Genomic DNA, 19,944 nt, shown 5'->3' on the forward strand with positions numbered 1-19,944 from the left:
CACTGTCACCAGGGGGATACTTTATGCCACAATTCGATAACACCTATTTTACCCAGTTGCCGGGCTTCTACACGGCCCTGACACCCACTCCGCTGAAAGGTGCACGCCTGCTCTACCACAGTGAACCACTGGCCCAGGATCTGGGGCTGGAGGCGTCATGGTTCAGCGCGGAACATACCCCGGTCTGGGCCGGGGAACGGCTGCTGCCGGGCATGCAGCCATTGGCGCAGGTTTACAGCGGCCACCAGTTCGGCGTCTGGGCCGGTCAGCTTGGCGACGGGCGCGGCATCCTGCTCGGTGAGCAGCGGCTCGGGGATGGCCGCCATATGGACTGGCACCTGAAAGGGGCCGGGCTGACCCCGTATTCACGTATGGGCGATGGCCGGGCGGTGGTGCGTTCCGTAGTGCGTGAATTCCTCGCCTCAGAGGCGCTGCACCATCTCGGCATCCCGACCACCCGCGCGCTGACCATCGTCACCAGTGATGAGCCGGTCTACCGTGAGCGGGAGGAACGCGGCGCGATGTTGCTGCGGGTGGCGGAAAGCCACGTCCGTTTCGGCCATTTCGAGCACTTCTACTACCGCCAGCAGCCTGAACAGGTGCAACAGCTGGCGGATTACGTGATCGCGAAACACTGGCCGCAGTGGGCGCAGGCACCGGATCGCTATGCCCGCTGGCTGACCGATGTGGTGGAGCGCACCGCACGGCTGATTGCCCACTGGCAGACAGTCGGGTTCGCCCATGGGGTGATGAACACCGACAATATGTCAATTCTGGGCCTCACCATCGACTTCGGCCCGTTTGGTTTTCTCGATGATTACCAGCCCGGCTACATCTGCAACCATTCTGACTATCAGGGGCGCTACGCCTTTGACAACCAGCCGGCGGTGGCCTTCTGGAACCTGCACCGGCTGGCGCAGGCGCTCTCTGACCTGATGCCCACCGAGGTGTTGCAGGAGGCGCTGAAGGCGTATGAACCGGCGCTGATGGCGGCCTTTGGCGCACAGATGCGGGCCAAGCTGGGGCTGTTTACCCAGAGCGCCAAAGACAATGACGTGCTGACCGGCCTGCTGAGCCTGATGGCCAAAGAGGGGCGTGATTACACCCGCACCTTCCGGTTATTGAGTGAGGTGCAGCAGGATCAGGCGGTTTCCCCGCTGCGTGATGAGTTTATCGACCGCGAAGCGTTTGACCGCTGGTACCAGGGTTACCGTGAGCGGCTGCTGGAAGAGGGCGTCAGCGACGGCGAACGCCAGCAGGCGATGAAAGCGGTGAACCCGCGCATCATTTTGCGCAATTATCTGGCGCAACAGGCGATTGACGGTGCAGAGAAAGATGACATCAGCACCCTGACGCGGCTGCACCAGGCATTACGTGACCCGTACAGCGACGATCCGGCGTTCGATGATTTCGCCGCCCTGCCGCCGGACTGGGGCAAACACCTGGAAATCTCCTGTTCCAGCTGAACCGGAAACATAAAAAAGCCTTGCGGATGCAAGGCTTTTTCGTTTTATGCGGGCAGGCGCGGGCACGCCGTCAGAAGCGGCTGTCCACCGCATCAGCCAGCATCGCCAGCAGCGTGTTGCTGTCGCCCCAGCTGAGGCACGGGTCGGTTATTGACTGGCCGTAGGTCAGCGGCTCGCCGGCGATCACCTGCTGGGTGCCCTCGACCAGGAAACTCTCCGCCATAATCCCGGCAATCTGGGTACTGCCGCGGCGGATCTGGCCGCAAATGTCTTCCGCCACCTCAAGCTGGCGGCGGTGCACTTTCTGGCAGTTACCGTGGCTGAAATCCACCACCAGCCGTTCCGGCAGGGCGAATTCACGCAGGTTATCACACGCCTGCTGAAGATCTTCCGCATGGTAATTCGGCGCTTTGCCGCCGCGCATAATCACATGGCCGTAAGGGTTACCGGCCGTCTGGTAGACCGTCATCTGGCCGTGCTTGTCCGGCGACAGGAACATGTGCGCCGCACGCGCCGCGCGGATGGCATCAATCGCGATACGGGTGTTGCCGTCCGTGCCGTTTTTGAAGCCCACCGGGCAGGAGAGCGCCGAGGCCATTTCGCGGTGGATCTGGCTCTCAGTGGTACGCGCCCCGATGGCCCCCCAGCTGATAAGGTCAGCAATATACTGCCCGATCACCATATCCAGGAACTCCGTGGCGGTCGGCAGGCCCAGCTCATTGACGGCCAGCAACAAACGGCGCGCCAGTTCAATGCCCTGATTCACCTGGTAACTGCCGTCCAGGTGCGGATCGGAGATCAGCCCCTTCCAGCCCACCACGGTGCGCGGTTTCTCAAAATAGGTGCGCATCACGATTTCCAGCCGATCCTGATAACGGATGCGCAGTTCATTAAGCTGTTGGGCATAGTCAATGGCGGCTTCCACATCATGGATGGAGCAGGGGCCAATCACCACTAACAGGCGCTGGTCCGCGCCGCTGATAATCTGTTCAATACGTTGACGCGCGCCGGTCACCGTCCGGGCCACCGCTGCAGAAACCGGCAGGCGGTCGGCCAGGGTTTGCGGGGTGATCAGGCTGTCGATGCGCGTGGTCCGCAATTCATCGGTTTTGTTCATAACGCTCTCAAAATGGGTCTTCGCAGCGGCAGGAATGCCGGGAAGTGATGGCGATCACAATAAAGCAAATGGCGATGATTTCAACCATCTGTGATGCGTTATGCAGGCCGGATTGACGCAGCAGGGGGAAAAGCGGGGAAAAACCGGCACCGGCAGGCGGGCACCTGCCGGGCCAACCCTCAGAACAGGCGGCGGCTCATGCCGAAGCTGTCGAGGATTTTGGTGGAGATCTCTTCCACCGAATAGTTGGTACTGTTGAGGTAACGGATCTGGTGTTTGCGGAACAACGCCTCTACTTCCGCCACCTCCATCCGGCACTGGCGCAGGGAGGCGTAACGGCTGTTCTCGCGCCGCTCCTCGCGGATGGCTGCCAGCCGCTCCGGGTTAATCGTCAGCCCGAACAGTTTGCTCTGGTAAGGGCGCAGCGCGGCCGGTAACTGGATATTGTCCATGTCATCGGCGGTAAACGGGTAGTTGGCGGCACGCACGCCGAACTGCATCGCCAGATAGAGGCTGGTGGGCGTTTTGCCGCAGCGGGAGACGCCGAGCAAAATCACCTGTGCCTGATCGAGGTTACGCAATGAAATGCCGTCGTCGTGCGCCAGGGTGTAATCGATGGCGGCGATACGCGCATCATATTTGCCGAGGTTGCTTTCGGTCAGGCCGTGGGTGCGGTTGGCCACCGGGGTCGGGTCGACCCCCAGCTCCTGCTGCAACGGGGCCACCAGCGCCTGCACGATGTCCTGGCAGAACCCGGCGCTGCTGTTGATGATGTCCCGCACTGCCGGGGAGATAATCGAGTAGAACACCAGCGGGCGGACGCCGCTTTTCTGGTAGATCTCATTAATTTGCTGGCAGACGGCCCTGGCGCGCCCCTCATTCTCCACGAAAGGTAGGGAAAAAATGGTCGCCTTCACCGGAAACTGTGACAGCACCGCATGGCCAAGCACTTCTGCCGTGATGGCCGTCCCGTCTGAGATATAGAACACACACCTTTCCACGTCCGTCTCCTTGTCTGTTTTGTGGCCGCTACCGGCCCTGATCCCAGTCTGGCACAGCGCAGACGTTCAGGCGAGTGGGCCTGCTTGCGCCTTTCAGCCGCGTTCCTGCCGGGCAAGGAATGCCTGTTCCCTGCATGAAGGAAAACGAAAATGCGTTTCACGCCGCAGCGGTTTTCAGGCAAAAGTCAGGATTCTCAAGCCATTGTCGTCTTTTAGCCGGGGCAGAAACAGCGCGGATTAATCCTAAAGCGTTGGGATTGCGACAGTTGTATCGATTCACCCATCCAACCGGTATGGATCATTGTGCTAGGCTGGAATTGCTGAATAATCAGCCAGAAATGCTTCCGTTTGTATCTTACTGAATGTCAAAAGGATTGCTTCGATGTCCAATAAAGAGTCTGACGTGCGTAATATCCTCTGGTACAACCAGCTTGGTATGCATGACGTGGATAAAGTGGGCGGTAAAAATGCCTCCCTGGGTGAAATGATCACTAACCTGTCTGAGCTGGGCGTTTCTGTGCCCAATGGTTTTGCCACCACCGCTCAGGCGTTTAATGAGTTCCTCGATCAGAGCGGCGTCAACCAGCGTATCTACCAACTGCTGGACCAGACCGATATTGATGATGTCACCCAACTGGCCAAAGCGGGCAACCAAATCCGCCAGTGGATTATCGAAACACCTTTCCAGCCGGCGCTGGAGCAGGCGATCCGTGAGGCGTACGAGACGCTCTCCGCCGACGATGCGGACGCGTCGTTTGCGGTGCGCTCCTCAGCGACCGCCGAAGATATGCCGGATGCGTCCTTTGCCGGTCAGCAGGAGACGTTCCTCAATGTGCAGGGGTTTGATGCGGTGCTGGTGGCGGTGAAGCATGTCTTCGCCTCCCTGTTCAATGACCGCGCGATCTCCTACCGCGTGCACCAGGGCTACGACCACCGCGGCGTCGCGTTGTCGGCCGGGGTGCAGCGTATGGTGCGCTCCGATCTGGCGGCCTCCGGCGTGATGTTCACCATTGATACCGAATCAGGCTTTGACCAGGTGGTGTTTATCACCGCGGCCTATGGGCTGGGTGAAATGGTGGTGCAGGGCGCGGTGAACCCGGATGAGTTCTACGTGCATAAACCCACGCTGGCCAACGGCCGCCCGGCGATTGTGCGCCGTACGCTGGGGTCGAAGAAGATCCGCATGGTCTACGCCGACAGCCAGGAGCACGGCAAACAGGTACAGATTGAGGATGTGCCGGAAGAACAGCGCGGGCGCTTCTGCCTGACCAATGAGGAAGTACAGGCGCTGGCGCAGCAGGCGGTGCTGATTGAACAGCATTACAAACGGCCGATGGACATTGAGTGGGCCAAAGACGGCCACACCGGCAAACTGTTCATCGTGCAGGCCCGTCCGGAAACCGTGCGCTCCAACGGCCAGGTGATGGAGCGTTACCAGCTCAATGCCAGCGGCCAGGTGCTGGTGGAAGGGCGTGCCATCGGCCACCGCATCGGGGCCGGGCCGGTTAAGGTTATCCATGACATCAGCGAGATGAACCGCATCCAGCCGGGCGACGTGCTGGTCACCGACATGACCGACCCGGACTGGGAACCGATCATGAAAAAGGCGTCAGCGATTGTGACCAACCGCGGCGGCCGGACCTGCCATGCGGCGATTATCGCCCGTGAGCTGGGCATTCCGGCGGTGGTCGGGTGTGGCGATGCCACGGAGCGCCTGCAGGAGAACCAGAACGTCACGGTTTCCTGTTCAGAAGGCGATACCGGCTACGTTTACGGCGAGATGCTGGACTTCAGCGTCCACAGCTCGGAGATTGATGAGCTGCCGCCGCTGCCGCTGAAAATTATGATGAACGTCGGGAACCCGGATCGCGCCTTTGATTTTGCCTGCCTGCCGAACGAAGGCGTCGGGCTGGCGCGGCTGGAGTTCATCATCAACCGCATGATTGGCGTTCACCCGCGCGCCTTGCTGGAGTTTGACCAGCAGGAACCGGCCTTGCAGGAAGAGATCACGCGGCTGATGCAGGGCTATGACGACCCGGTAGAGTTCTACGTGGCCCGCCTGACCGAAGGGATCGCCACGCTGGGCGCGGCGTTCTGGCCGAAACGGGTTATCGTGCGCCTTTCTGACTTCAAGTCCAATGAGTATGCCAACCTGGTCGGCGGCGAGAAGTATGAGCCGCATGAGGAGAACCCGATGCTGGGCTTCCGCGGGGCCGGGCGCTATGTCTCTGACAGCTTCAAACCCTGTTTCGCGCTGGAGTGCGAGGCGATGAAGCGGGTACGCAATGACATGGGGCTGACCAACGTGGAAGTCATGGTGCCGTTTGTGCGTACCGTGGCCCAGGCAGAAGCCGTCGTGACCGAGCTGGCGGCGCAGGGGCTGAAACGCGGCGAGAATGGCCTGAAAGTGATCATGATGTGCGAAATCCCGTCCAATGCGCTGTTGGCCGATCAGTTCCTGGAACACTTTGACGGCTTCTCCATCGGCTCCAATGACATGACCCAGCTGACGCTGGGGCTGGACCGCGACTCCGGCGTGGTGTCCGCGCTGTTTGATGAGCGTAACGACGCGGTGAAGGCGCTGCTGGCGATGGCGATTCAGGCGGCGAAACGGCAGGGCAAATATGTGGGCATCTGTGGACAGGGGCCGTCCGATCATGAGGACTTCGCCGCCTGGCTGATGGAGCAGGGGATTGACAGCCTGTCGCTGAACCCGGATACCGTGGTGCAGACCTGGCTGGCGCTGGCAGAAAAACCGGTGTAATGGCCGCGCAAACCTTGCTGTATTAAGAACATGCCGCGTGAATAACACCATGGCAGCCGCCGTGGTGTTTTTTTTCGGCGGCACCTTTAAACCCGATGCCGGCAGGGTGCTGTAAACCGATTTACCCGGCAGGCTTTTTTTTCCGGCATTACGGCGTTTTCTACACATTTTCCTCACCGGAAATAAAATTTCATCACAGAGGAAATAAGCGTGATGAATTTTATACCGGGCGGGAATTAGCTACACCGCATGTTCATCGGGCAATTAATTAAAATGCTGAGTAATTATCCGCTTACCTGGAAAATCAGCAAAAAAAAAGCCCATCATAGGATGACGGGCAAAGACTACACACAGCAATTCGATGATTCACTATACTCACTCAGGGGAAAGGTTGTATATAAATCAGTGGGTTGAAATCCGAATTACCAACAATACTAGAGATGTGGGGCAAAGGAGTCTTTAAGAATCATCCTAATCATTCTGGCATTGTGAGATAAATGATTACGCTGACTTAAGGGTTTCAACGCGCCTTGATTATTTATAATGATAAATAAACCGGTTTCCCAATGGGGAGGTTCCGCTTTTATCAACAGGCTGGCGGGGTTAGGCGGATAAAAATAACCGGAGAAGCGTGTGGGCAGATTCAGTAACGCTACTTAATCCGCCCACATTTTTTTTATTTTAATTCATCTAAACCGTGCGCTGCATCACGGCTGTCTTTTTCCGGTTCCGGCGCCTCGCTGACCCACACAGAGATTAACCGGTAAGAAACCGCCAGCACCACCGGCCCGATAAACAGCCCAATCATCCCGAATGCCAGCAGCCCGCCGATAACGCCGGAGAGGATCAGGATCATCGGCAAATCAGCGCCCATCCGGATTAATACCGGCCGCAGCACGTTATCCAGCGTGCCGACCACGCAGCTCCAGACCAGCAGCACTGTGCCCCAGGTGGTGTCGCCTGACCAGTAGAGCCAGATGATCGCCGGGATAAGCACCAGCAACGGCCCCAGCTGGGCCACGCACAGGGTAAACATCACCACTGTCAGCAGCGTGGCATAAGGGATACCGGCAATCGCCAGCCCGACGCCGCCCAGCACCGCCTGCACAATCGCCGTCACCACCACCCCGAGCGCCACGGCACGGATTGCCTGGCCGGCCAGCAGCACCGCGGCATCACCACGCTCCGCGGCCAGACGGTAGGCAAAGTGGCGGATACCCATGCCGACCTGTTCGCCCCGGCTGTAGAGCAGGGCACTGAACAGCACCATCAGCGCACAGTGCATGATAAAGCGCCCAAGGTGCGCGGCCTGAATGCCGACCCAGCTGGCCGTGCGGCCGATATAGGGTTGCATTTTTGCCATCAGCGCGCTGCCGCCGCCATCCAGCAGGCTGTGCCAGCCATTGTAGAATTTGTTCCCGACCATCGGGATGTCACGCAGCCACTCCAGCGTCGGCAGTTGCAGCTTGGACGGGTCACTGGCGAGATCCACCAGCGGCGCGCCATTCTCAATCGCGCTGTTGACCAGCAGGGCAATCGGCAGCACAAACAGCAGGATCAGCAGCAGGGTCATCACCAGCACCGCCAGTGAGCGCCGCCCCCACAGCAGCGCCTGCACTTTAAGCAGCAGCGGCCAGGTGGCGATCACCACCATGCTGGCCCAGGCAAACCCCAGGATAAAGGGCTGCACCACCCAGATACTGGCGATGGTCATCAACGAGATGAACAGCACGCCAAACATAATCTGGGGCAGATCATAGTTCTTATTCGAATACATCATGGAAGGATCTCATCTCAATAAAAGGCAACAATGCCAACATCTAACCGCTGAATCATGGCGCATTATAAGAGTTTTTTCCCGCAGCAAGGGGGATTAGTTGCAATCGCCTGTGGCGAAAAAGTTTATGGTAAGGTGACGGCGCGCAGAAAAAAGAAGTGTGGTAGTTTTCTGTAGCACTGCGTGTGCCGCTCGCCATTATTCCTATAACAATAATACGGAGAAGGCTCGGCAAACGGGAAGGGCCTGCGCAGCCGGTGTTCCGGCAGGCCAGGCGTGAACACAACCTCACACGGACAGGGTCAACAGCAATGATCCCACAGATTTCTCAGGCACCGGGGCTTATTCAGCGCGTGCTCGATTTTTTGGAAGCCTTAAAGAAAAACGGTTTTAACGGCGACACCGCCACCAGCTATGCCGACCGCCTGACCATGGCGACTGACAACAGCGTCTACCAGCTGATGCCGGACGCGGTGGTGTTTCCCCGCTCCACGGCGGATGTGGCCCTGCTGGCGCGCCTGGCGGGCGAGGAGCGTTTCCGTTCGCTGGTGTTTACCCCGCGCGGCGGCGGCACCGGCACCAACGGCCAGGCCCTTAACAGCGGGATTGTGGTGGACATGTCACGCTACATGAACCGCATCCTCGACATCAATACCGAGCAGGGCTGGGTAAAAGTGGAGGCCGGGGTTATCAAGGATCAGCTCAACGCCTACCTGAAACCTTTCGGCTACTTTTTCTCGCCGGAGCTTTCCACCAGCAACCGCGCCACGCTGGGCGGCATGATCAATACCGATGCCTCCGGGCAAGGCTCGCTGGTGTACGGCAAAACCTCTGACCATGTGCTGGGGCTGCGCGCCGTGCTGCTCGGCGGTGAGATCCTCGATACCCGCGCCATGCCCACCGCACTGGCGGAACATCTGGCAAAAGAGGACTCGCCCACCGGCACCATTTACCGCACGGTGCTGACGCGTTGCCGTGAGCAGCGTAACCTGATCCTGGAAAAATTCCCGAAGCTGAACCGATTCCTCACCGGTTATGACCTGCGCCATGTGCTGAGTGACGATCTCCAGACCTTTGACCTGACGCGCATCCTGACCGGTGCAGAAGGGACTCTGGCCTTTATTACCGAGGCGCGCCTCGACATCACGCCGATCCCGAAAGTGCGCCGGCTGGTGAACATCAAATATGACTCCTTTGACTCTGCGCTGCGCAATGCGCCCTTTATGGTGCGCGCCAACGCGCTCTCCGTCGAGACGGTGGACTCCAAGGTCCTCAACCTGGCCCGCGAGGACATCGTCTGGCATTCGGTGAAAGATCTGATCAAAGACGTGCCGGACAAAGAGATGCTGGGGCTGAACATCGTGGAGTTCGCCGGTGACGATCATGACCTGATCGAAAACCAGGTCACGGATCTCTGTTCCCAGCTCGACGGGCTGATGTCGGACGGCAAAGACGGGGTGATCGGCTACCAGGTCTGCGGCGAGCTGGCCGAGATTGAGCGCATCTATGCGATGCGTAAAAAAGCGGTGGGACTGCTCGGCAATGCCAAAGGGCAGGCCAAGCCGCTGCCGTTTGCCGAAGACACCTGTGTGCCGCCCCAGCACCTGGCGGATTACATTGTGGAGTTCCGCGCGCTGCTCGACAGTTATGACCTCAGCTACGGCATGTTTGGCCACGTTGATGCCGGGGTGCTGCATGTGCGCCCGGCGCTGGATATGTGCGACCCGCGCCAGGAGGTACTGCTGAAGCAGATCTCCGATCAGGTAGTGGCGCTGACCGCCAAATATGGCGGCCTGTTGTGGGGCGAGCACGGCAAAGGTTTCCGCGCCGAATACAGCCCGGCTTTCTTTGGCGAGGAGTTGTTTACCGAACTGCGCCGTATCAAAGCCGCCTTTGACCCGGATAACCGCCTCAACCCCGGCAAGATCTGCGCCCCACTGAGCAGCGATGCGCCGATGATGCGCGTGGACGCGGTGAAGCGCGGCACCTTTGACCGGCGCATCCCGCTGGCAGTGCGGACCTCATTCCGCGGCGCGATGGAGTGTAACGGCAACGGCCTCTGCTTTAACTTTGATGTAAAAAGCCCGATGTGCCCGTCGATGAAGATCACCGGCAACCGCATCCATTCGCCGAAAGGGCGGGCCGGGCTGGTGCGCGAGTGGCTGCGGCTGCTGGCGGAGCAGGGCGTTGACCCGCTGGAGCTGGAGAAACGGCTGGCGGAAAACCGCATCAGCCTGCGCGGCATGATTGAGAAGATGCGCAACAGCTGGCACGCCAACAAAGGCGAGTATGACTTCTCCCACGAAGTAAAAGAGGCGATGTCCGGCTGTCTGGCCTGCAAAGCCTGCTCCACCCAGTGCCCGATCAAGATTGACGTCCCCGGCTTCCGGGCGCGTTTCCTCCAGCTCTACCATACCCGTTACCTGCGCCCGGCGCGTGACCATGTGGTGGCCAATGTCGAAAGCTACGCGCCGTTGATGGCGAAAGCGCCGCGGGTGTTCAACTTCTTCTTTAAACAGCCGTGGGTGCGCGAAATGAGCCGCAACGCGCTCGGTATGGTCGACCTGCCGCTGCTCTCCAGCCCGACGCTGAAACAGCAACTGATTGGCCACCGTGCCGTGACCATGACCCTGGAACAGCTGGAGAGCGTGCCGAAAAACCAGCGCCATGAGTATGTGCTGATTGTGCAGGACCCGTTCACCAGCTTCTACGATGCGGAAGTGGTCAGCGATCTGGTCTATCTGGTGGATAAACTGGGGCTGAAGCCGGTGTTGCTGCCGTTTGCGCCGAACGGCAAGGCGCAGCATATCAAAGGGTTCCTGGTGCGTTTTGCGAAGACAGCCGCCAAAACCGCGGACTTCCTCAACCGCATCGCGCAGCTGGATATGCCGATGGTCGGCGTCGACCCGGCGCTGGTGCTCTGTTACCGCGAAGAGTACCGCGAAATTCTCGGCATCCGCCGCGGCAGTTTCCAAGTGCAGCTGGTGCATGAGTGGCTGCAACAGGCGCTGGCCGCGCGGCCGGTGCAGCAGATCAGCGGCGAATCCTGGTACCTGTTCGGCCACTGCACGGAAACCACCTCGCTGCCCTCCAGCAGCCAGCAATGGGCTGATATTTTTGCCCGTTTCGGGGCAAAGCTGGAGAACATCAGCGTCGGCTGTTGCGGTATGGCAGGCACCTACGGGCATGAAGCGAAAAACATCGCCAACTCGTTAGGCATTTACGAGCTCTCCTGGCACCAGTCACTGCAACGGCTGCCGCGCCAGCGCTGCCTGGCAACCGGCTATTCGTGCCGCAGCCAGGTGAAACGCATCGAGGGCAACGGGCTGCGCCATCCGCTGCAGGCGTTGCTGGAGCTGGTATGAGCCTGTGGAAACGGGAAGCCACCCTGGAGGCGCTCAACCAGATGAGCGCCGGGTGCCTGGTCGGGCACCTGGGGATTGTGTTTACCCGGCTGGCACCTGATCAGCTGGAGGCGACTATGCCGGTGGACAGCCGCACCACCCAGCCGTTCGGCTTGCTGCACGGCGGGGCGTCGGTGGTGCTGGCGGAAACGCTGGGATCAGTGGCCGGTTACCTGTGTACCGACGGTGAACAGCAGGTGGTCGGGCTGGAAGTCAATGCCAACCACCTGCGTGCCGTGCGTCAGGGCAGCGTGCGCGGCGTCTGCCGGGCGTTGCACTGCGGGCGCAGCCACCAGGTGTGGCAGATTGATCTCTATGATGAGGCGGATCGGCTGTGCTGCACGGCGCGGCTGACCACGGCCGTGCGCGGCGGTTAACCACGCCGTACAGCAGGGTTACAGCGGGTTAGGGACGCGTTTGACGAAATCGTTCTGAAACGCGGTGGCTTTTTCCCAGATACCGAGCTGGGCGTAATGCTGGCAGATCAGTTTCAGCGTATGGCGCGCAAAATGGTAGCACTGAACCCGGAACAGGTAAGCCCTGGCCGGGTTGTTGATTTCGATAATCAGCCGGTTGTGCAATTTGCATAAGGCATGGAGATAACTCTCATCATCGCCGTTCATCGCGCAGAGGTTGGCCATCTCCAGGCACAGGCGGTTAAACCGGGTCAGCTGCTCAATACTCGCTTCCGGGCGCTTGAGGGCCGCGTCAGCCAGATAAAAGTCCACGGTGGCATCCCGCACCTGAAATTTATAGTCGTCAATTTTGCCCTGTAGCCAGGCGTTAAGGGAGGCCGTCATAAGAGTTCCGCTAACCATGAATGATAATGATTATCATATTCATAAAAATAGCGCCGATCAATGGTTGCCTGGGTACTTTTTCGCCCCCATTTAACCAGAATCTCACATCCTTTTTTAAACCGGTTTCGCTTCATAGTCAGGCACTGTAAGATAAATAGGTATTACCGATGAATGTTTAATAAGCAGTGCGCGGTCTAATGTGTTACATGAGATATACCGTAAAGCATTAATCTGTTAACATTAAATTCACAACAATTTCAACGCGTTCGGCCCGGCAGGTTAACGGCCCGCATCCTGACAGTGTCAGGCCGGCCCACCTGCTGCCCCGTCAGGAATGCCCTAATCGGTATACCCTCTCAAAACAAGAGGTTGAAGTGATTATTCTTATCACTAAGATGGTCGCCATGCGACAGCGCTTCCTGACCGGCACTCTTCCTCGGGTCAGCGCCGGTACACTATAATTCAGGTAGGATCAGATTGGACGACGCCCTGATTACGTTAACGGCAATACGGGGTTCGTACAATTTTTGCTCATTACGAGGTGGTTACGATGCAGACAGACAACACGTTGCCAAAGGAAAATGTCGGGACATTCTCGCTGGAAGAGAATGTCTGGCAGGGGCTTTCATTAACCGATGCCGCGGCCCGGCAGGTCAAAAAGCTGGTGGAGCAGGACCCGGAAGTCAAGGGGCTGCAACTGGCGGTGAAGCAATCCGGCTGCGCCGGCTTTGCCTACGTGCTGGATCTGACCAAAAATCCGGCCGCAGACGATCTGGTCTATGAGCGCGACGGTGCCCGGCTGTATGTCCCGCTGAAAGCGATGCCGTTTATCGACGGTACTGAGGTCGATTTCGTCCGTGAAGGGCTGAATCAGATTTTTAAATTCAACAATCCTAGAGCTCAGCACGCCTGCGGGTGTGGCGAGAGCTTTGGCGTTTAAGTGACTCCAACATGACACGAAGCAATGTAGAAATTCCTGAGAACGTACAGGCTTGGGTCGGTGAGGGCAGCAAATACAAGGAAGGTTTCTTTACCCAATTGGTGACCGATGAGCTGGCCTCCGGCATCAATGAGGATGTGGTCCGTGCCATCTCCGCCAAGCGTAATGAACCTGAATGGATGCTCGACTTCCGGCTGAAGGCGTACCATGCCTGGACCAAGATGGAAGAGCCGCATTGGCTGAAAGCCTATTACAAGCCCCTGGACTATCAGGATTACAGCTACTATTCCGCGCCGTCCTGCGGCAGCTGTGATGATGTCTGCGGCTCGCAGCCGGGTGCCACCCAACAGCCGTCCGCTGCGGATGCGCTGGGTGTGCCGGCACTGGAGACCCACAAAAATTACCTGACCAGTGAAGTGGAAGCCGCCTTTAATCAGCTGGGTGTGCCGGTGCGTGAAGGGGCAGAAGTGGCGGTCGATGCCATCTTTGACTCGGTGTCGGTGGCGACCACTTACCGTGACAAACTCTCTGAGCACGGCGTCATCTTCTGCTCGTTCGGCGAGGCTATCCAGGAACACCCGGAGCTGGTGCGTAAGTACCTCGGCACCGTGGTGCCGGCGCAGGATAACTTCTTTGCGGCGCTCAACGCGGCGGTGGCCTCTGACGGCACCTTCGTCTACGTGCCGAAAGGCGTGCGTTGCCCAATGGAACTGTCGACCTATTTCCGCATCAACGCGGCGAAAACCGGCCAGTTCGAGCGCACCATCCTGATTGCCGATGAAGGCAGCTACGTGAGCTACATTGAGGGCTGTTCCGCACCGGTGCGTGACACCTACCAGCTCCATGCGGCCGTGGTGGAAGTGATTCTGCACAAAGACGCGGAAGTGAAATACTCCACGGTGCAGAACTGGTTCTCCGGCAGCAAAGAGAGCAGCGGCGGTATCCTGAACTTTGTGACCAAGCGTGCACTGTGTGAAGGCAATGGCTCGAAAATGTCCTGGACCCAGTCTGAGACCGGCTCCGCCATTACCTGGAAATACCCGAGCGTGATCCTGAAAGGGGACAACTCGATTGGTGAGTTCTTCTCGGTGGCACTGACCAGCGGCAAACAGCAGGCAGATACCGGCACCAAGATGATCCACATCGGTAAAAACACCAAATCGACCATTATCTCGAAAGGGATCTCGGCCGGCCACAGCCAGAACAGCTACCGCGGCCTGGTGAAAGTGCTGCCGGGTGCCGAGAACGCGCGTAACTTTACGCAGTGTGACTCTATGCTGATTGGGCCGGACAGCGCGGCGCACACCTTCCCGTATGTGGAAGTGCGCAACAACAGCGCCCAGCTGGAGCATGAGGCGACCACCTCGAAGATTGGTGATGACCAGTTGTTCTACTGCCTGCAACGCGGCATCAGTGAAGACGATGCGATCTCCATGATCGTGAACGGCTTCTGTAAGGATGTCTTCTCCGAGCTGCCGCTGGAGTTTGCCGTTGAAGCACAGAAATTGCTGGCGATAAGCCTTGAACACAGCGTCGGGTAACCCCGGCGCAGAAACAGGATGCTGCGGTCGGCACCTGTTTTGACTATTACCCATGTTGAACAACACCGGATTTTGCGGTCAAGAGCGTGCAGGTCCACGCTGAACAGGGCGCAGGCGCGCTAAAGGACAGACATGTTAAGCATTAAAGATTTAAAAGTGAGCATTGAAGACAAGGAGATCCTCAAAGGCATCGATCTGGAGATCAAGCCGGGTGAGGTTCACGCCATCATGGGGCCGAACGGCTCCGGCAAAAGTACCTTGTCAGCCACGCTGGCGGGCCGTGAAGAGTATGAAGTGATTGACGGTGATGTGCTCTTTAACGGTAAAGACCTGCTGGAACTCGACCCGGAAGACCGGGCCGGCGAAGGCGTGTTTATGGCCTTCCAGTACCCGGTGGAAATCCCCGGCGTCAGCAACAACTTCTTCCTGCAGACGGCGGTTAACGCCGTGCGCAAATACCGCGGCCAGGAGCCGATGGATCGCTTTGATTTTGCTGATTTCATCGAAGAGAAAATTGACCTGCTCAAGATGCCGTCTGACCTGCTGACCCGCTCTGTGAACGTAGGCTTCTCCGGCGGTGAGAAAAAGCGTAATGACATCCTGCAGATGGCTGCGCTTGAGCCGTCGCTCTGCATCCTCGATGAAACCGATTCCGGTCTGGACATCGATGCGCTGAAAATCGTCTCCAACGGCGTGAACGCGCTGCGTGACGGCAAGCGCTCTTTCATCATTGTGACGCACTACCAGCGCATCCTGGACTACATCAAGCCTGATTTCGTCCACGTGCTGTATCAGGGTCGCATTGTGAAGTCCGGTGACTTTACCTTGGTCAAACAGTTAGAGGAGCAGGGTTATGGCTGGCTTACCGAGCAAGAGTGATGCACCCCAGGCCGGCAGCCCGCAGGCAATGCAACAGCTCTACCGGTTATTTGAAAGCCGTGGCGGTGAGCACTCCGCCCACGCGCATACGCACTGGCAGCAGGTGATGCGCCTCGGTTTTCCTCATGCAAAAATGGAAAACTGGAAATACACGCCGGTGTCACCGCTGTTGGGCAAACAGTTCTTTGCCCCACACGCACCCAGCCTGAGCCGCAGTGACTGTGACCAGCACGCGCTGGCGATTGACGCCTACCGCCTGGTGTTTGTGGACGGCGAATTCAGTGCTGAGCTGAGTGATAGCGAAACCGGTGCCTTTGTGGTTGAGGCCCTGACGCCGTCGCTGCATAACGCATTGCCGGAGCCGGTGCAGTCTGAGGTCTTCCTGCACCTGACGGAAAGCCTGGCGCACCAGCCGCGGATGATCCGCCTGCCGGCCGGGAAACAGGCTGACAAGCCGCTGTACCTGCTGCACCTCTCCAGCGGCCGGGCGCAGGCCGCGGAAATCAACACCGTGCACCACCGTTACCACCTCGAGATCGGCCGGGGTGCCCAGGCTCAGGTGATTGAGCACTACCTCAGCCTGAGCGACAGCGGCCACTTTACCGGCGCACGCCTGACGGCGGACATCGGTGACAATGCGGTGCTGAGCCACATCAAACTGGCGTTTGAGAGCCAGGCCAGCTACCACTTCGCGCATAACGATCTGGTTGTCGGCCGTGATGCCCAGGTGACCAGCCACAGCTTCCTGCTGGGCGCGGGCCTCTCCCGCCATAACACCAGTGCGCAGCTGAACGGTGAAAACACCCAGCTGCACATCAACAGCCTGGTGTTGCCGGTGGACGATGAGATAAGCGACACGCGTACCTACCTGGAGCACAACCAGGGGTATTGCCAGAGCCGTCAGATGCATAAAGTGATTGTGCATGACCGCGCCAAAGCGGTGTTTAACGGCATGATCAAAGTAGCCAAACATGCGCTGAAAACCGACGGCCAGATGACCAACAACAACCTGTTGCTGAGCAAACAGGCTGAAGTGGACACCAAGCCGCAGCTGGAAATTTACGCCGATGACGTAAAATGCAGCCACGGTGCCACCGTCGGGCGCATCGATGATGAACAGCTGTTCTACCTGCGTTCACGCGGCATTGCCGGTGATGCGGCGCAGGAGATGATTATCTTCGCCTTTGCCGCCGAACTCACTGAGGCGCTGGAGGACGATGTCCTGCGCGAAACGGTCTTGCACCGTATCGCCGGGCGCTTACGTGGAGGCCAGCAATGAGTTACCCGATTGAACGGATCCGGCAGGACTTTCCGCTGCTGGCGCGTGAGGTAAATGGCCAGCCGCTGGCCTATCTCGACAGCGCAGCCAGCGCACAGAAACCGGAGCAGGTGATTGCCCGCGAGGCGGAGTTCTATCGCCACGGTTATGCCGCCGTTCATCGCGGCATTCATACCCTCAGCGCGGAAGCGACCGAGCAGATGGAAGGTGTACGCGCCCAGGTGGCGCGTTTTATCAACGCCGCCTCGCCGGAAGAGATCATCTTCGTCAAAGGCTCGACCGAGGGGATCAACCTGGTCGCCCATAGTTTCGGTAACACCTTCCTGCAACCGGGCGATCGCATCCTGATCACCGAGATGGAGCATCACGCCAACATCGTGCCGTGGCAGATGCTGGCGAAGGCCCGTTCGCTGCATATTGATGTCTGGCCGCTGACCCCAGAGGGTGAATTGCAGCCCGGTATGCTGGAACAGCTGATTACCCCACGCACCAAATTGCTGGCGTTGACGCAGGTCTCCAACGTGCTGGGCACCATTAACCCGCTTGAACAGATCATCCCGCAGGCGAAAGCCGCCGGGCTGAAAGTGCTGGTGGACGGCGCGCAGGCGGTGATGCACCAGAAAGTGGATGTGCAGGCACTGGATTGTGATTTCTATGTCTTCTCCGGCCACAAGCTGTATGGGCCGTCCGGTATCGGCATTCTCTACGGCAAGGCGGAATTGCTGGAGCAGATGCCGCCGTGGGAAGGGGGCGGGTCGATGATCCGCGAAGTGAGCCTGACCGGTGACACCACCTTTGTGGCTGCGCCGTGGCGCTTCGAGGCGGGCTCACCCAATACCGCCGGGATGATGGGCCTCGGGGCCGCCATCGACTACGTGGAGTCGATCGGCCTGGATGCCATTCACGAGTATGAAACGTCGTTGATGCACTACGCGCTGGAAGCGATGGCGCAGGTACCGGATATCATCCTGTATGGCCCGGCCGATCGTGCCGGGGTGATTCCGTTTAACCTGGGCAAGCACCACGCCTATGACGTCGGCAGCTTCCTCGACCAGTATGGTATCGCCATCCGTACCGGCCACCACTGTGCGATGCCGCTGATGGCGTTTTATCAGGTTCCGGCCATGTGCCGCGCCTCCCTGGCCATGTACAATACCCGTGAAGAAGTGGATCGCCTGGTCGCAGGCCTGCAGCGTGTCCACCGGCTGCTGGGCTGATTGCCCGGCCGCTTTTATGTTAACTGAGGCAGGATGGGCTTTATGGCGACGTTGCCGGACAAACAAAAATTGCTGCGCAACTTCTCCCGTTGCGCAAACTGGGAAGAGAAGTACCTGTATGTGATTGAGCTGGGGGCAAAACTGCCGCCGCTCGATGAGGAACTGCGCCAGGACCGTTACCGCATTTCCGGCTGCCAGAGCCAGGTATGGATTGCGATGGATACCCTGGATGGCCGGGTCACCTTCCAGGGTGACAGCGATGCCGCCATCGTGAAAGGGTTGCTGACCATTGTGTTTATTCTCTATAGCGGCATGACGCCGCAGGAGATTGTGGCACTGGATGTGCGCCCGTTCTTTGCTGAGCTGGAATTAAGCCAGCATCTGACCCCCTCCCGCTCACAGGGGCTGGAGGCGATGATCCGCGCCATCCGCACCAACGCTGCAGAGCTTTAAACCTCCTGTAAGCCGCGCCTCCTGCGCGGCTTTTTTTTGGCCTGCGCCAGGCACCAGGATAGCGACCCGGCTCCCTTGTGTGACGTGATAAGGATAAAATCAGGTATGAAAAAAGCACGCTTGCTGCTGGGGTTCCTCAGCACCCTCTGGTTACTCATTTCATTTTCTGCCCACGCCACGGAATACCCGCTGCCGGCAGAAAACAGCCGGTTGATTGGTGAAAATATCACCTACACCGTGCCGGATGACGGCCGTTCGCTGGAGATGATTGCCGCCGATTTTAAAATCGGCCTGTTGGGAATGCTGGAAGCCAACCCAGGCACCGATCCCTATCTGCCGGCACCCGGCTCGGTATTGACTATCCCGACACAGATGCTGCTCCCGGATACCCCACGCGAAGGTATTGTGATTAACCTCGCCGAACTGCGGCTCTATTACTACCCGAAAGGTGAGAATAAAGTGGTGGTCTACCCGATCGGCATCGGCCAGCTTGGGCGCAATACCCCGACGATGGTGACCTCCATTATCCAGAAAATCCCGAACCCGACCTGGACGCCCACCGCCAATATCCGTAAGCACTACCTGGAAGAGCAGGGCATCACCTTGCCGGCCGTGGTACCTGCCGGGCCGGATAACCCGATGGGGCTGTTTGCGCTGCGTATGGCGGCAGGCGGCGGCGTTTACCTGATCCACGGCACCAATGCCAATTTCGGCATTGGGATGCGCGTCAGTTCCGGCTGCATCCGCCTGCGGGCGGCAGACATCGAAGCGCTGTTTAACCAGGTGCCGAAAGGCACACGGGTGCAGGTGATCAACCAGCCGATCAAAGTGGCGGTCGAACCGGATGGCAAACGCTACATTGAGGTGCATCAACCGTTGTCGCATACCGATAAGGATGACCCGCAAACCATGCCTATCGCGAAAACCAAGGTGATTAAAGCCTTTATCAAAACGCCGGAAACCAATGCCGACGTCGTGAAACAGGCAATTGAGCGCCGTTCCGGGATGCCGGTACTGGTCAACACCGGGCCGGAAGCCAATGACGCCATCCCTGAGGCCATTATGCCGCAGAGCGCCAGCAGCCAGCCCACAGCGCCGGGGACAGACGCCACGCCGCCACAGAGCCTGCAATAAGGGGCAGGGGAAGCCTTTTGCGCAAGGACGCGCAGAAAAGTTGTCAAAAGGGGGAAGGTCAGGGAAGAGGGAAAACCAGGGCAGGGGCGGAGCATAAGGCAGCGCAGGCCACCGCGAATAACAGGCAAAAAAAATGGCGCACACTGTGCGCCATTTTTATTAGCCGAGCTCG

The 19,944-nt window shown here is 58.7% G+C and carries 16 protein-coding genes and 1 other RNA gene; 12 read left to right on the top strand and 5 right to left on the bottom strand.

The genetic code is table 11. The features are described 5' to 3' along the window. Positions 1-23: 23 nt before the first annotated feature. On the top strand, positions 24-1,466 hold the full coding sequence (locus JK232_RS14165; RefSeq protein ID WP_072930942.1) for a protein adenylyltransferase SelO: 1,443 nt from the start codon (positions 24-26) through the stop codon (positions 1,464-1,466). Positions 1,467-1,536: 70 nt separating this feature from the next. Here the strand turns inward: JK232_RS14165 and JK232_RS14170 are convergent, their stop codons facing one another. Both JK232_RS14170 and ppsR read right to left on the bottom strand, forming a co-directional pair. Then, complete coding sequence (locus tag JK232_RS14170) at positions 1,537-2,583, bottom strand: 3-deoxy-7-phosphoheptulonate synthase (protein ID WP_072930940.1); 1,047 nt, start codon at positions 2,581-2,583, stop codon at positions 1,537-1,539. 179 nt (positions 2,584-2,762) lie between these two features. After that, complete coding sequence (ppsR, locus tag JK232_RS14175) at positions 2,763-3,584, bottom strand: posphoenolpyruvate synthetase regulatory kinase/phosphorylase PpsR (RefSeq protein WP_072930938.1); 822 nt, start codon at positions 3,582-3,584, stop codon at positions 2,763-2,765. 134 nt (positions 3,585-3,718) lie between these two features. Between ppsR and JK232_RS14180 the strand changes: the two genes are divergently transcribed. Together JK232_RS14180 and ppsA are read left to right on the top strand one after the other, a co-directional pair. Then, a complete protein-coding gene (locus JK232_RS14180) occupies positions 3,719-3,946 on the top strand; it encodes a hypothetical protein (protein WP_165698422.1) in 228 nt (75 codons plus the stop codon). 20 nt (positions 3,947-3,966) lie between these two features. Then, the gene (gene ppsA, locus JK232_RS14185; protein WP_072930936.1) at positions 3,967-6,348 is read left to right on the top strand and encodes a phosphoenolpyruvate synthase; all 2,382 of its coding nucleotides are present in this window, start codon (positions 3,967-3,969) and stop codon (positions 6,346-6,348) included. A gap of 308 nt (positions 6,349-6,656) precedes the next feature. Here the strand turns inward: ppsA and rprA are convergent. Both rprA and ydiK read right to left on the bottom strand, forming a co-directional pair. Continuing rightward, positions 6,657-6,771: antisense sRNA RprA (gene rprA / locus JK232_RS14190), an RNA gene on the bottom strand. 253 nt (positions 6,772-7,024) lie between these two features. Further along, positions 7,025-8,128, bottom strand: a complete 1,104-nt coding sequence (gene ydiK, locus JK232_RS14195) for an AI-2E family transporter YdiK (RefSeq protein WP_072930934.1) — start codon at positions 8,126-8,128, stop codon at positions 7,025-7,027. 308 nt (positions 8,129-8,436) lie between these two features. On the opposite strand from ydiK, the gene ydiJ reads away from it, so the two are divergent. Together ydiJ and JK232_RS14205 are read left to right on the top strand one after the other, a co-directional pair. Next, on the top strand, positions 8,437-11,490 hold the full coding sequence (gene ydiJ, locus JK232_RS14200) for a D-2-hydroxyglutarate dehydrogenase YdiJ (RefSeq protein WP_072930932.1): 3,054 nt from the start codon (positions 8,437-8,439) through the stop codon (positions 11,488-11,490). Continuing rightward, positions 11,487-11,906, top strand: coding sequence for a hotdog fold thioesterase (locus tag JK232_RS14205; RefSeq protein WP_101828877.1), 420 nt, complete (start codon positions 11,487-11,489; stop codon positions 11,904-11,906). The genes ydiJ and JK232_RS14205 overlap by 4 nt, the downstream gene beginning before the upstream one ends. Positions 11,907-11,924: 18 nt before the next feature. Here the strand turns inward: JK232_RS14205 and JK232_RS14210 are convergent, their stop codons facing one another. Further along, on the bottom strand, positions 11,925-12,329 hold the full coding sequence (locus tag JK232_RS14210) for a hypothetical protein (RefSeq protein WP_072930928.1): 405 nt from the start codon (positions 12,327-12,329) through the stop codon (positions 11,925-11,927). Positions 12,330-12,879: 550 nt separating this feature from the next. Between JK232_RS14210 and sufA the strand changes: the two genes are divergently transcribed. The 7 genes from sufA to JK232_RS14245 all read left to right on the top strand — a co-directional run bounded on the left by sufA (position 12,880) and on the right by JK232_RS14245 (position 19,772). Continuing rightward, positions 12,880-13,269, top strand: a complete 390-nt coding sequence (gene sufA, locus JK232_RS14215; protein WP_072930927.1) for a Fe-S cluster assembly scaffold SufA — start codon at positions 12,880-12,882, stop codon at positions 13,267-13,269. A gap of 11 nt (positions 13,270-13,280) precedes the next feature. Further along, the gene (sufB, locus tag JK232_RS14220; RefSeq protein WP_072930925.1) at positions 13,281-14,810 is read left to right on the top strand and encodes a Fe-S cluster assembly protein SufB; all 1,530 of its coding nucleotides are present in this window, start codon (positions 13,281-13,283) and stop codon (positions 14,808-14,810) included. Positions 14,811-14,942: 132 nt separating this feature from the next. Then, the gene (sufC, locus tag JK232_RS14225) at positions 14,943-15,689 is read left to right on the top strand and encodes a Fe-S cluster assembly ATPase SufC (protein WP_072930923.1); all 747 of its coding nucleotides are present in this window, start codon (positions 14,943-14,945) and stop codon (positions 15,687-15,689) included. Continuing rightward, positions 15,664-16,968, top strand: a complete 1,305-nt coding sequence (gene sufD, locus JK232_RS14230; RefSeq protein ID WP_101828878.1) for a Fe-S cluster assembly protein SufD — start codon at positions 15,664-15,666, stop codon at positions 16,966-16,968. The genes sufC and sufD overlap by 26 nt, the downstream gene beginning before the upstream one ends. Continuing rightward, positions 16,965-18,185: a cysteine desulfurase SufS gene (gene sufS, locus JK232_RS14235; RefSeq protein WP_212589328.1), complete on the top strand. Its 1,221-nt coding sequence runs from the start codon at positions 16,965-16,967 to the stop codon at positions 18,183-18,185. Before sufD ends, sufS begins: the two co-directional genes overlap by 4 nt. A gap of 42 nt (positions 18,186-18,227) precedes the next feature. Beyond that, entirely contained in the window at positions 18,228-18,638 is a 411-nt protein-coding gene (gene sufE, locus JK232_RS14240; RefSeq protein WP_072931032.1) for a cysteine desulfuration protein SufE, read from the top strand. A 105-nt stretch (positions 18,639-18,743) separates the two neighbouring features. Next, entirely contained in the window at positions 18,744-19,772 is a 1,029-nt protein-coding gene (locus JK232_RS14245; RefSeq protein ID WP_072930917.1) for a L,D-transpeptidase family protein, read from the top strand. Positions 19,773-19,944: the final 172 nt, after the last annotated feature.

The sequence above is a fragment of the Nissabacter archeti genome, assembly GCF_018257325.1.
Classification (GTDB): domain Bacteria; phylum Pseudomonadota; class Gammaproteobacteria; order Enterobacterales; family Enterobacteriaceae; genus Chimaeribacter; species Chimaeribacter arupi.

Coding starts and splice junctions, on each gene's coding strand:
- JK232_RS14165 (WP_072930942.1), top strand. CDS start 24: ATGCCACAATTCGATAACACCTATTTTACCCAGTTGCCGGGCTTCTAC.
- JK232_RS14170 (WP_072930940.1), bottom strand. CDS start 2,583: ATGAACAAAACCGATGAATTGCGGACCACGCGCATCGACAGCCTGATC.
- JK232_RS14180 (WP_165698422.1), top strand. CDS start 3,719: ATGAAGGAAAACGAAAATGCGTTTCACGCCGCAGCGGTTTTCAGGCAA.
- ppsA (WP_072930936.1), top strand. CDS start 3,967: ATGTCCAATAAAGAGTCTGACGTGCGTAATATCCTCTGGTACAACCAG.
- ydiK (WP_072930934.1), bottom strand. CDS start 8,128: ATGATGTATTCGAATAAGAACTATGATCTGCCCCAGATTATGTTTGGC.
- ydiJ (WP_072930932.1), top strand. CDS start 8,437: ATGATCCCACAGATTTCTCAGGCACCGGGGCTTATTCAGCGCGTGCTC.
- JK232_RS14205 (WP_101828877.1), top strand. CDS start 11,487: ATGAGCCTGTGGAAACGGGAAGCCACCCTGGAGGCGCTCAACCAGATG.
- JK232_RS14210 (WP_072930928.1), bottom strand. CDS start 12,329: ATGACGGCCTCCCTTAACGCCTGGCTACAGGGCAAAATTGACGACTAT.
- sufA (WP_072930927.1), top strand. CDS start 12,880: ATGCAGACAGACAACACGTTGCCAAAGGAAAATGTCGGGACATTCTCG.
- sufB (WP_072930925.1), top strand. CDS start 13,281: ATGACACGAAGCAATGTAGAAATTCCTGAGAACGTACAGGCTTGGGTC.
- sufC (WP_072930923.1), top strand. CDS start 14,943: ATGTTAAGCATTAAAGATTTAAAAGTGAGCATTGAAGACAAGGAGATC.
- sufD (WP_101828878.1), top strand. CDS start 15,664: ATGGCTGGCTTACCGAGCAAGAGTGATGCACCCCAGGCCGGCAGCCCG.
- sufS (WP_212589328.1), top strand. CDS start 16,965: ATGAGTTACCCGATTGAACGGATCCGGCAGGACTTTCCGCTGCTGGCG.
- sufE (WP_072931032.1), top strand. CDS start 18,228: ATGGCGACGTTGCCGGACAAACAAAAATTGCTGCGCAACTTCTCCCGT.
- JK232_RS14245 (WP_072930917.1), top strand. CDS start 18,744: ATGAAAAAAGCACGCTTGCTGCTGGGGTTCCTCAGCACCCTCTGGTTA.